This is a genomic window from Mucilaginibacter sp. 22184 (assembly GCF_052045695.1).
Taxonomy (GTDB): domain Bacteria; phylum Bacteroidota; class Bacteroidia; order Sphingobacteriales; family Sphingobacteriaceae; genus Mucilaginibacter.
The window spans coordinates 121,891-134,717 of record NZ_JBQEPI010000010.1; the positions used below are offsets into that span (position 1 = coordinate 121,891).

Here is a 12,827-nt window from a genome sequence, read left to right on the forward strand (position 1 = left end):
ATTAAAGTAAATTAAAATGGCAAAAGAAATCGGTGCGATGGTAAAGCTGCAGGTAAAAGGCGGCGCTGCAAACCCATCACCTCCAATTGGACCTGCTTTAGGTGCAAAGGGCGTGAATATCATGGAGTTTTGCAAGCAGTTTAATGCACGTACCCAGGACAAGCCTGGTAAAGTGTTGCCTGTTTTGATTACTGTTTACGTTGATAAATCTTTCGATTTTATCATTAAAACCCCTCCGGTTGCAATCCAGTTATTGGAAGCAACAGGATTAAAAAGTGGTTCAGCAGAGCCCAACCGTAAAAAAGTTGCCAATGTAAATTGGGAACAGGTTGAAACTATTGCTAAAGATAAAATGGTGGATCTAAACGCATTCACAGTTGAATCAGCCATGAAAATGGTGGCAGGTACTGCCCGTAGTATGGGAATAACCGTATCAGGTACGGCTCCCTGGAATTAATTAATTTATATTAAAATCAGTTTAAGACAGTGGCTAGATTAACAAAAAATCAGAAAGTGGCACTCTCCAAAATTGAGGCTAACAAATCGTATTCATTACAGGATGCGTCATCTTTGGTAAAGGAATTAACCTTAACCAAATTTGATTCATCAGTTGATATAGACGTTCGTTTAGGTGTTGATCCGCGTAAAGCCAATCAAATGGTACGTGGTATTGCAACATTACCTCATGGAACCGGTAAAACTGTACGTGTACTGGTGCTTTGTACTCCTGACAAGGAACAAGAAGCAAAAGACGCAGGTGCAGATTACGTAGGTTTGGATGATTATATTGCCAAGATTGAAGGTGGATGGACTGATGTTGATATTATCATCACTATGCCAAGTGTTATGGCTAAAGTAGGTCGTTTGGGGCGTATATTAGGCCCACGTAACCTTATGCCTAACCCTAAATCAGGAACAGTAACTCCAGAAGTTGGAAAAGCTGTAACTGACGTAAAAGGTGGTAAGATCGACTTCAAAGTTGATAAAACAGGTATCATCCATGCCTCAATAGGAAAAGCATCTTTCTCTGCGGATAAAATTTATGAGAATGCATTAGAAGTATTGCAAACCATCTCAAAATTAAAACCATCTGCAGCTAAAGGAACATATTTCAAGAGTATCCATATCTCTTCAACTATGTCGCCAGGAATTGAAATTGAAACCAAAACAGTAGCGGGGATTTAATCATGAATAAAGAAGAAAAATACGATCTTGTTCTTGCCCTTACTGAGCAAATGAAAGAGTACGGTAACTTTTATATCACCGATACCTCTGATTTGACGGTTGCAAAGATCAATGACATTCGTCGCAAATGTTTCGACAGCGACATCAAAATGCAGGTAGCAAAAAATAGCTTGATCAAAAAAGCTATGGAAGCTGCAGGCGGCGACTTTAGCCCGATATATGATGTATTAAAAGGATCATCATCAATCCTTTTCTCAAAATCAGCAACTGCTCCGGCAAAGCTGATCAAACAATTGAGAAAAGCAGGTGACAAACCACTTTTAAAAGCAGCATATATTGACTCAGCAGTGTTTATTGGCGACAACCAGATCGATACATTGATCAAGTTGAAATCAAAAGAACAACTGATTGGCGAGATAATAGGATTACTACAATCACCTGCCAAAAACGTTATTTCTGCATTACAATCAGGCGGAAATACGATTGCAGGCCTTGTAAAAACATTACAGGAAAGAGGTTAACGAACACCTTATTAAAGTTCGATATTAACAAACAAAAAGCATTAAAAGTAAAATTTAAATAAAATGGCGGATTTAAAAGCGTTTGCTGAACAGTTGGTAAACTTAACAGTAAAAGAAGTAAACGAATTAGCTCAAATCTTAAAAGATGAGTATGGTATTGAGCCTGCTGCTGCAGCTGTAGCTGTTGCTGCTGCTCCTGCTGGTGGCGATGATGCCCCTGCTGCTGCTGCAGAACAAACTGCATTTGACGTTATCCTGAAAGAAGCAGGTGGTCAAAAATTAGCAGTTGTTAAATTAGTGAAAGACTTAACCGGTCTTGGTTTGAAAGAAGCTAAAGACTTAGTTGACGGTGCACCTAAAGAATTAAAAGCTGGTGTATCTAAAGAAGAAGCTGAATCTCTGAAAAAACAATTAGAAGAAGCCGGAGCAGTAGTTGAGGTTAAATAATTTAACCCACTCAAATATAGCATCAGACTCCGACCTATTTTGGTCGGGGTCTATTGCTGTTTATATACAATAGACTTGAGATATTAGATTTGGGATTTGAGATTTTTGCAGGATGCAGCCTGTGAAATTTTTTAGTCTCAATACTTACGTCTCATATCTCACTTCTAAATACAGGTTTATTAATAAACTAAAATTATAATACCTTGGCAAACAACAATAATCAAAGAGTAAACTTTGCAACCAGCAGAAAGGTACTTGATTACCCTGATTTCCTGGATGTGCAGTTACAATCTTTCCAGGAATTTTTTCAATTGGAAACCACCTCAGACAACCGTTATAAAGAAGGTTTGTTTAAAGTGTTTGCTGAAAATTTTCCGATATCGGATTCAAGAAACATCTTTGTTTTAGAATTTCTTGATTACTTTATTGATCCGCCACGTTACGATATTCAAGAGTGTATCGAACGCGGATTAACTTACAGTGTACCCCTAAAAGCCAAGCTTCGTCTTTCATGTAATGATGAGGAGCACGAAGATTTTGAAACTATTGTACAGGACGTGTATCTGGGAACTATCCCATACATGACCCCTAAAGGTACATTTGTTATAAATGGTGCCGAGCGCGTAATTGTATCTCAATTACACCGTTCGCCAGGTGTGTTCTTTGGCCAAAGCCGCCACACCAACGGTACAAAATTATACTCGGCCCGTGTTATACCTTTCAAAGGTTCATGGATTGAGTTTGCTACTGATGTTAATAACGTGATGTATGCATACATTGACCGTAAAAAGAAATTCCCGGTTACCACATTACTTCGTGCCATCGGTTACGACTCTGATAAAGATATATTAGAGTTGTTTGAACTGGCCGATGAAATTAAAGTAAGCAAATCTGGTCTGAAAAAATATATCGGCCGTAAGCTTGCTGCAAGGGTGCTTAAAAAATGGGTTGAAGATTTCGTGGATGAGGATACCGGTGAAGTGGTTTCTATCGACCGTAATGAGATCATCCTTGAGCGTGAAACCGTATTGGAAGACGATCACATTGATATGATCATTGATGCCGGTGTTAAAACCATCATCCTGAACAAGGAAGATGCGGCCACCAGCGGTGATTATACTATTATATACAATACCTTACAGAAAGATACTTCGAACTCGGAGAAAGAAGCGGTTGAGCATATCTACCGTCAGTTACGTAACGCTGAACCACCTGATGAAGAAACAGCTCGTGGTATCATCGATCGTTTATTCTTCTCTGATAAAAGATATGATTTGGGTGATGTGGGCCGCTACCGCATCAACCGTAAGTTGAAACTGAATACCTCTGACGAAACAAAGGTATTAACCAAGCAGGATATCATTGCCATTGTTAAGTATTTGATCAAACTGATCAACTCTAAGGCTGAGGTGGATGATATTGACCACTTGTCAAACCGTCGTGTTCGTACAGTGGGTGAGCAGTTATATGCTCAGTTTGGTGTAGGTTTGGCACGTATGGCACGTACTATTCGTGAGCGTATGAACATCCGTGATAACGAGGTGTTTACCCCAACCGACCTGATCAACGCACGTACATTATCATCAGTGATCAACTCGTTCTTCGGAACAAACCAGTTATCACAGTTCATGGACCAAACCAATCCACTGGCAGAGATCACGCACAAGCGTCGTCTGTCAGCCCTTGGGCCCGGTGGTCTGTCACGTGAGCGTGCTGGTTTCGAGGTTCGTGACGTACATTACACCCACTACGGTAGGTTGTGTACCATTGAAACTCCGGAAGGACCGAACATTGGTTTGATATCATCACTTTGCGTACATGCCAAGATCAACAACTTAGGCTTTATCGAAACTCCATACAAACGTGTGGTTGAAGGTAAGGTACAGGTTGATGAACCGGTTATCTATTTATCTGCAGAAGATGAGGACGGTAAAACTATTGGTCAGGCTAATGCCCATTATGATGATAAAGGTGTGTTTGCATTACCAAAAGTCAAAGCACGTTTTGAAGGTGACTTCCCGATTATTGAGCCGGAAAGACTCGATTTGATGGACATCGCTCCAAACCAGATCACTTCTATCGCGGCTTCATTGATCCCGTTCCTGGAACATGATGATGCTAACCGTGCATTGATGGGATCGAACATGCAACGCCAGGCCGTACCATTGTTACGCCCTGAAGCGCCAATTGTTGGAACCGGACTGGAAGGACGTGTGGCAAAGGATTCACGTACACTGATCAACGCCGAAGGCGACGGTGTAGTGGAGTATGTTGATGCCAACGAGATCCGTATTAAATATGACCGTGATGAGCTTGACCGTTTGGTTTCATTTGATGGCGATTCAAAAAGCTATCGTTTAACCAAATTCAAGAAAACCAACCAAAGCACCACCATGAACCTGAAGCCGATTGTTAAAAAAGGCCAAAGAGTATCAAAAGGAGAGGTTCTTTGCGAAGGTTATGCTACTCAGAATGGTGAGCTTGCATTAGGCCGTAACTTAAAAGTGGCGTTCATGCCTTGGCAGGGATATAACTTTGAGGATGCGATCGTAATATCTGAGCGTGTGGTTTCACAGGATATTTTCACTTCACTTCACGTTGAAGAGTTTGAATTGGAAGTACGTGATACCAAACGTGGTGAAGAGGAATTGACACCAGATATCCCTAACGTATCAGAAGAAGCTACTAAAGATCTTGACGAAGACGGTATTATCCGTGTAGGTGCCGAGGTTAAAGAAGGCGACATCCTTATTGGCAAGATCACTCCAAAAGGTGAATCGGATCCATCACCGGAAGAAAAACTGTTACGTGCCATATTTGGTGATAAAGCAGGTGACGTTAAAGACGCATCACTGAAAACTCCACCATCTATTGCAGGTGTTGTTATTGATACCAAATTATTCAGCCGTGCTAAAAAGACCTCAAAGGCCGAAGAAAAAGCACAGTTGGAAAAACTGGATACTAAACACGAAAGAGCTGTAAAAGAACTTAAAAACACGTTGATCGAAAAGTTATTTGAGATCGTGAATGGTAAAACATCACAAGGTGTTTATAATATTTACAAAGAGCTTTTAGTGCCTAAAGGTGTAAAATTCACTCAGAAAATTTTAGTTGAGCTTAGTTACGAAAACATTAACCCAACTAAATGGACAACTGATGATGACAAAAACGATCAGATCAAGCTTCTGCTTCATAACTACAACATCAAAGTTAATGAGGAATTAGGTGCTTACCGTCGTGATAAATTCGCGATCAGTGTGGGTGACGAGCTTCCATCAGGTATCGTACAAATGGCTAAAGTTTACATCGCTAAAAAGCGTAAGCTTAAAGTAGGTGATAAAATGGCTGGTCGTCACGGTAACAAAGGTATCGTTGCACGTATTGTACGTGACGAGGATATGCCTTTCCTTGAGGATGGAACACCGGTTGATATTGTGTTGAACCCACTGGGTGTACCTTCACGTATGAACCTGGGTCAGATCTATGAAACAGTATTGGGCTGGGCCGGTAAAGAGCTTGGTATTAAATTCGCTACCCCGATTTTTGATGGTGCAAGCCATGAAGAAGTGGAAGAGTGGGTTAAAAAGGCAAACTTACCAGAATCAGGCCGTACCTATTTATACAATGGCTTAACAGGTGATCGTTTTGACCAGCAAACTACAGTAGGTATTATATACATGCTGAAACTGGGTCACATGGTTGATGATAAGATGCACGCACGTTCTATTGGGCCATACTCATTAATTACACAACAACCATTGGGTGGTAAAGCTCAGTTTGGTGGTCAGCGTTTTGGTGAGATGGAGGTTTGGGCACTCGAAGCATTCGGTGCATCAAACATACTGCAGGAAATATTAACCGTTAAATCGGATGATGTTATCGGCCGTGCCAAAACTTACGAGGCTATTGTTAAAGGTGAAAACCTGCCAACACCATCAGTTCCTGAATCATTCAACGTATTGGTTCATGAGTTAAGAGGTTTAGGTTTAGATATCACGTTAGAATAATTAGTGATTTAGCGAGTTAGTGAATTAGTGATTAAACAAATCATCAATTCGCTGACTCGCTAATTCAAACATAGTAGAAGAGTGATTTAACAAACCTGGTTAACTCACTAATTCACTAACTCACTAATTCAATCATTAAAAAACAAGGAGACTATGTCTTACAAAAAGGATAATAAAATCAAAAGTAATTTCACCACAATTACGATCAGCCTGGCCTCTCCTGAGTCCATCCTTGAACGTTCAAGCGGTGAAGTTTTAAAACCAGAAACCATCAACTACAGGACCTATAAACCTGAGCGCGATGGTTTATTCTGCGAACGTATTTTTGGTCCGGTTAAAGATTATGAGTGCCATTGCGGTAAATACAAACGTATCCGTTACAAAGGTATCGTGTGCGACCGTTGCGGTGTTGAAGTAACCGAAAAGAAAGTACGTCGTGAGCGCATGGGCCACATTAACCTTGTAGTTCCTGTTGCTCATATCTGGTACTTCCGTTCATTACCAAACAAAATTGGTTACCTGTTAGGTTTGCCAACAAAAAGGCTCGACCTGATCATATACTACGAGCGTTATGTAGTTATCCAACCAGGTATCAAAGAAGCCGATGGTATCAACAAAATGGATTTCCTAACTGAAGAGGAATATCTTGACGTGTTGGATACCCTTCCAAAAGAAAACCAATACCTGGATGATAAAGATCCACAAAAATTTGTGGCTAAAATGGGTGCCGAGGCTCTTGAAGAGTTATTAAAGCGCCTTGACTTGGATGAGTTATCATTCAGCCTACGTCACCAGGCTGCAAACGAAACTTCACAACAACGTAAAAACGAAGCTTTAAAACGTTTACAGGTTGTTGAGGCTTTCCGTGATGCTAAAACTCGTATCGAGAATAACCCTGAATGGATGATCGTTAAGATCGTTCCGGTTATCCCGCCTGAATTGCGTCCATTGGTACCACTGGAAGGCGGCCGTTTCGCTACTTCGGATTTGAATGACCTTTACCGTCGTGTAATTATCCGTAACAATCGTTTAAAACGTTTGATCGAGATCAAAGCACCGGAAGTTATATTACGTAACGAAAAACGTATGTTGCAGGAAGCTGTTGACTCGTTGTTCGATAACTCACGTAAAGTAAACGCAGTAAAAACCGAAGGTAACCGTGCCCTGAAATCACTTTCAGACATCCTGAAAGGTAAACAAGGCCGTTTCCGTCAAAACTTATTAGGTAAACGTGTGGATTACTCTGCCCGTTCGGTAATTGTTGTAGGTCCAAACCTTAAACTACACGAGTGCGGTTTACCAAAAGATATGGCTGCCGAGCTGTTTAAACCATTTATCATCCGTAAAATGATTGAGCGTGGTGTGGTTAAAACAGTAAAATCTGCCAAAAAGATAGTTGACCGTAAAGATCCGTTAGTTTGGGACATTTTAGAAAACGTATTGAAAGGACACCCTGTATTACTAAACCGTGCGCCTACGCTGCACAGATTAGGTATCCAGTCGTTCCAGCCAAAACTGGTTGAAGGTAAAGCGATCCAATTGCACCCATTAACTTGTACAGCATTCAACGCGGATTTTGACGGTGACCAGATGGCCGTTCACGTACCACTAGGTAATGCGGCAATTTTGGAAGCCCAAATTCTAATGCTGGCATCACACAACATCCTTAACCCTGCCAACGGTACACCTATTACTGTACCATCACAGGACATGGTGCTTGGTTTGTACTACATAACCAAAGGCCGTAAAACAGATGCAACCCGTGTGGTAAAAGGCGAAGGTTTAACCTTCTACTCTGCAGAGGAAGTAATTATCGCTTATAATGAGAAAAAACTTGATCTGCACGCCTTTATCAAAGTGAAAGCTTTGGTGAAAGAAAAAGATGGCAGTATTGTAAGTAAAATCATTGATACTACTGTTGGTCGTGTATTGTTTAATCAGCATGTACCGGTAGAAGTAGGTTATATTAATGAACTGCTTACCAAAAAATCACTTCGTGATATCATTGGTGAAGTAGTGAAAATTACTGGTATGGCTCGTGCAGCACAATTCCTTGATGATATTAAGGAGTTAGGCTTTAAGATGGCATTCCAGGGTGGTTTATCATTTAACCTGAAGGATATTAATATCCCCGCCGAAAAAGTTACGCTTATAGAAACAGCTTCTAAACAAGTTGAAGAGGTAATGAGTAACTATAACATGGGTTTCATTACCAATAACGAGCGTTACAATCAGATCATCGATATCTGGACACGTATCAACAACCGCTTAACCGCGAATGTAATGGACATCCTGAGCACCGATAACCAGGGCTTTAACTCTGTTTACATGATGCTTGACTCAGGAGCCCGTGGTTCTAAAGAGCAGATCCGTCAGCTTGCAGGTATGCGTGGTTTGATGGCGAAACCTCAGAAATCAGGTTCAGGTGGTGAGATTATCGAAAACCCGATCCTTTCAAACTTTAAAGAAGGTTTGTCGGTATTGGAGTACTTCATCTCTACTCACGGTGCTCGCAAAGGTTTGGCGGATACGGCGTTAAAAACAGCGGATGCTGGTTACTTAACCCGTAGGTTGCATGACGTTGCCCAGGATATGATTGTAGGTGAAGTTGATTGTGGCACTTTAAGAGGTATCTACACAACTGCACTGAAAGACAACGAGGATATTGTTGAGCCATTATATGACCGTATCTTAGGTCGTACCGCTTTACATGATGTACATGACCCTATCACCAACGAACTGTTGGCATCAGCTGGTCAGGATATTACAGAAGAGGTAGCTAAAAAAATCGAAAACTCTCCATTGGAGGGTGTCGAAATACGTTCGGTATTAACTTGCGAAAGTAAACGCGGAGTTTGTGCACTTTGCTACGGCCGTAACCTGGCCAGCGGTAAACGTGTACAAAAAGGCGAAGCTGTAGGTGTAATTGCTGCACAATCAATCGGTGAGCCGGGTACACAGTTAACACTACGTACTTTTCACGTGGGTGGTACCGCGTCAAACATTGCTGCGGAGTCACAAATCAACGCTAAGTTTGATGGTATCATTGAATTTGAAAACGTGCGTACTGTTGAATACACTACTGCCGAAGAGGGTAAAGTAGATGTAGTATTAGGCCGTTCAGGTGAGTTCCGTATCATTGAAGAAGGAAGCAACAAGGTAATTGTTACCAATAACATTCCATACGGTTCATACCTGTATGTAAAAGATGGCAGCAAAATAACCCGTGGCGACCGTATCTGTTCATGGGATCCATACAACGCGGTGATTATATCTGAATTTGCAGGTTTAACCCAGTTTGAGGCTGTATTGGATGGTATCACTTTCCGTGAAGAATCTGACGAACAAACAGGTCACCGTGAAAAGGTAATTATCGATACCAGGGATAAAACAAAAAACCCTGTTATTCAAATTACCGATACAAAAGGTAACATCATTAAAGGGTATAACATTCCGGTAGGAGCGCACATCGCTGTTGAAGAAGGTGAAAAGCTACAAACAGGACAGGTTATTGCTAAGATCCCTCGTTCAACTGGTAAAACCCGTGACATCACCGGTGGTTTACCACGTGTAACCGAGTTATTTGAAGCACGTAACCCATCAAACCCTGCTGTAGTAACAGAGATTGACGGTGTGGTAACTTTGGGTGGTGTGAAACGTGGTAATCGCGAGATCACTATCGAATCAAAAGACGGCCAGGTTAAAAAATACCTGGTTCCATTGTCAAAACACATCCTTGTACAGGATAACGACTTTGTGAAAGCAGGTATGCCGTTATCTGATGGATCTATATCACCTGCTGATATCCTGGCTATTAAAGGCCCGGCTGCGGTGCAGGAATACCTGGTAAATGGTATACAAGAGGTTTACCGTTTACAGGGTGTGAAGATCAACGATAAGCACTTTGAGGTTATTGTTCACCAGATGATGCAGAAAGTATCGATCGAAGACGCGGGTGATACCCGTTTCTTAGAGCGTGAAGCTGTTGACAGCTGGGATTTCATGACCGAAAATGATGATATATTTGACAAAAAGGTAGTAGTTGAGCCAGGTGATTCAACTACGTTAAAAGCTGGTCAGATTGTATCATTAAGAAGGTTACGTGATGAGAACTCTGTCTTAAAACGTCGTGACTTAAGGTTAGTTGAAGTGCGTGATGCTATCGCGGCAACTTCAAGCCCGATACTGCAAGGTATCACCAGGGCGTCATTAGGCACCAAATCGTTTATCTCAGCTGCATCATTCCAGGAAACTACCAAAGTACTGAATGAAGCTGCCATAGCAGGTAAAAAAGACCTAATGCTTGGCCTGAAAGAAAACGTCATTGTTGGTCACTTGATTCCTTCTGGTACTGGCTTACGCGAATACGAAAACATCCGTGTAGGTTCGCAGGAAGAGTTTGATCGCTTAATGGCTTCAAAAGCCGAGGAAATCGAAGCGTAATTTAATCAGCTATATTGATCAAAGCCCCCCGTAAACCGGGGGGCTTTTTGTTTTATGATCAATACGATATCCGCTAATCGAAAATTTTGAAAAAAAGTAAAACAAAACCTAAACATGATGGTTTTAGAGTTTCGTTGCTTACAATAAAGCATTTGTACGTTAGGTTGAACAATATTTATTATTATTGGAGAGCCTTTCGATGGATGAATGGCTTTATTATTTTAATGAAATGGAAGAACAAAATGAAAATCAACTGAATATTGAACTTTCTGAAGAGATAGCAGAAGGAATTTATTCAAATTTGGCAATAATTACTCACTCCAGCTCAGAATTTGTGCTTGACTTTATAAGAGTAATGCCCGGGATACCAAAGGCAAAAGTAAAGTCGCGTGTTATCTTAACGCCGGAGCATGCTAAACGTTTATTAACTGCATTGGAAGACAATCTGGAAAAATTTGAATCAATTAACGGACGTATTAAAGTTCAACAGGAACCTTCAGGTTTTCCGATGAACTTTGGTGGGACAATGGGGCAAGCATAAGATGAGCGAAACAAATACTTAACAAAAAAGTAGTATTTTGTGAAAAAAATTTTATGAAGAAATTAATACCCCTAAACTTTACCTTGTTGATCTTGTTATTAGTTATTTTTTCTTGTAAAAAGGAAGATAAGATACCCGATCACGTTTATGAAGTTACTGTACCTAATCATGTTAATTTACCTGATTCAGTCAGCCCGCTTCCAGTTATTCCGGTTAGTCTTAAATTATACAGTGATGTTATTAGCCCGGTAGTTCCTGATGATTTTTTAGGTTTTAGTTTTGAGAAATTGATATTAACAGATACAACTTACTTTAATACATCAAATACCTCTTTTATTAATCTATTTAAAAACCTTGGAGGTGGATTAATCAGAATTGGAGGGGCTTTTGTCGATAAAGTTTATTGGTCAAAAAATAACAGGAAGACAGGTACCAAGGATACTGTTTATGCCAATGATGTTGACCGCGTTCTTGCGTTCAACAGACAGGTTGGATGGAAAACAATCTGGGGCCTTAACTTGGGCAAGTTAAACATATCAAGCGATGTGGAGGAAGCAAATTATGTATTAAGTAAATCGGGCAACCTGATACATAGTTTTGCCATAGGAAATGAACCGGAATATTTCGGTTTAAATAATTTAAGGAAACCCGGTTATAGCTTTAACGATTTTCAAAGTGAATTCACTAATTTTTCAAATACTTTAAGGAGCTCCGTTCCAGGAATAGTAATTTCAGGTCCGGAATCAAATGACGGAAACTGGGCGAGGCAATTTTTAAATAACACTAATAATAATGTAAACCTGTTTTCATTCCATTATTATAGAATGGGACCAGCAGGCAATGCAAGTGTCACTATGAATAAACTGATGACTTTTGATCAGTTTTTACATGATATCATTGAATATCTTAAGTTAGGTGTAAACGTACATAACAAAGTGCCGTTTCGGTTTTCTGAATGTAGTTCGGTTTATCGCGGCGGACAGCCTGGAATTAGCAACGCCTTTGGATCATCATTATGGGGATCTGAATTTTTATTTTATTTGGCACAACAAGGTATTGCTGGCGTTAATTTTCATACGGGAGGAGAAAGTGTATACGTTTATTCGCCTATAAATACGGTTAATAAGAAAAACGTAGCCAGGCCGTTGTATTATGCAATGTTACTGTTTCATCAAGCCGCAGTTAGGCAATTTTTAAAGACAGAGCTGCAAAGTACAAATGCAAACATTGACATTTTTTCATTTACAAGAAAAGATGGTAAAAAAGGATTACTGCTAATTAACAAAGACGACAAAAACGATGTGTCGGTTACTATAAATAATAAGGACGTTATAAATACAACAACAATCTATCAGTTAAATGGGCCATCACTGTCGAGTACCTCCCCGTCCGGTACTAATATTAATGGGGCTTTTGTGGATGATAATGGTGTATTTAAAACAGACGGTTATGTAAGTAATCTGAGCGCGCCAAGTAGATTTATTAATATAAAAGTACGGGCTACTACGGCATTGTTAATAGTTCTTAACTAATGATTATTTAATATATTCAAACAAAATTTTCTTATTTTATAAAAAAAATCTATGTTTGTTGAAATAATTGCAAAATTAAATACATTGATTGTCGCTTTCAAAATATATATGTTTAATTTTTTCGAAACTTTAATCAATGGTCTTTATAACC

General features: G+C 40.1%; 8 protein-coding genes. All 8 read left to right on the forward strand.

Annotated elements, in window-relative coordinates; genetic code table 11:
- The first annotated feature begins 16 nt into the window (after window positions 1-16).
- The 8 genes from rplK (at window position 17) to ACTJKG_RS21995 (ending at window position 12,676) form a co-directional block, all read left to right on the forward strand.
- Window positions 17-457 carry a 50S ribosomal protein L11 gene (gene rplK, locus ACTJKG_RS21960; protein ID WP_076374896.1) on the forward strand — a complete coding sequence of 147 codons (441 nt, stop codon included), beginning with the start codon at window positions 17-19 and terminating at the stop codon, window positions 455-457.
- Between the two features lie 29 nt (window positions 458-486).
- Complete coding sequence (gene rplA / locus ACTJKG_RS21965; protein WP_166090112.1) at window positions 487-1,185, forward strand: 50S ribosomal protein L1; 699 nt, start codon at window positions 487-489, stop codon at window positions 1,183-1,185.
- A gap of 2 nt (window positions 1,186-1,187) precedes the next feature.
- Window positions 1,188-1,706, forward strand: coding sequence for a 50S ribosomal protein L10 (rplJ, locus tag ACTJKG_RS21970; protein ID WP_172336441.1), 519 nt, complete (start codon window positions 1,188-1,190; stop codon window positions 1,704-1,706).
- Window positions 1,707-1,769: 63 nt separating this feature from the next.
- Window positions 1,770-2,153: a 50S ribosomal protein L7/L12 gene (gene rplL / locus ACTJKG_RS21975; protein ID WP_172336440.1), complete on the forward strand. Its 384-nt coding sequence runs from the start codon at window positions 1,770-1,772 to the stop codon at window positions 2,151-2,153.
- Window positions 2,154-2,356: 203 nt separating this feature from the next.
- Window positions 2,357-6,160, forward strand: a complete 3,804-nt coding sequence (gene rpoB / locus ACTJKG_RS21980) for a DNA-directed RNA polymerase subunit beta (protein ID WP_172336439.1) — start codon at window positions 2,357-2,359, stop codon at window positions 6,158-6,160.
- 153 nt (window positions 6,161-6,313) lie between these two features.
- Entirely contained in the window at window positions 6,314-10,603 is a 4,290-nt protein-coding gene (gene rpoC / locus ACTJKG_RS21985; protein ID WP_172336438.1) for a DNA-directed RNA polymerase subunit beta', read from the forward strand.
- Between the two features lie 229 nt (window positions 10,604-10,832).
- Window positions 10,833-11,144, forward strand: a complete 312-nt coding sequence (locus ACTJKG_RS21990) for a DUF3467 domain-containing protein (RefSeq protein ID WP_076374980.1) — start codon at window positions 10,833-10,835, stop codon at window positions 11,142-11,144.
- 53 nt (window positions 11,145-11,197) lie between these two features.
- A complete protein-coding gene (locus ACTJKG_RS21995; RefSeq protein ID WP_440740423.1) occupies window positions 11,198-12,676 on the forward strand; it encodes a hypothetical protein in 1,479 nt (492 codons plus the stop codon).
- Window positions 12,677-12,827 lie beyond the last annotated feature (151 nt).

Coding starts and splice junctions, on each gene's coding strand:
- rplK (WP_076374896.1), top strand. CDS start 17: ATGGCAAAAGAAATCGGTGCGATGGTAAAGCTGCAGGTAAAAGGCGGC.
- rpoC (WP_172336438.1), top strand. CDS start 6,314: ATGTCTTACAAAAAGGATAATAAAATCAAAAGTAATTTCACCACAATT.
- rplL (WP_172336440.1), top strand. CDS start 1,770: ATGGCGGATTTAAAAGCGTTTGCTGAACAGTTGGTAAACTTAACAGTA.
- ACTJKG_RS21995 (WP_440740423.1), top strand. CDS start 11,198: ATGAAGAAATTAATACCCCTAAACTTTACCTTGTTGATCTTGTTATTA.
- ACTJKG_RS21990 (WP_076374980.1), top strand. CDS start 10,833: ATGGAAGAACAAAATGAAAATCAACTGAATATTGAACTTTCTGAAGAG.
- rplJ (WP_172336441.1), top strand. CDS start 1,188: ATGAATAAAGAAGAAAAATACGATCTTGTTCTTGCCCTTACTGAGCAA.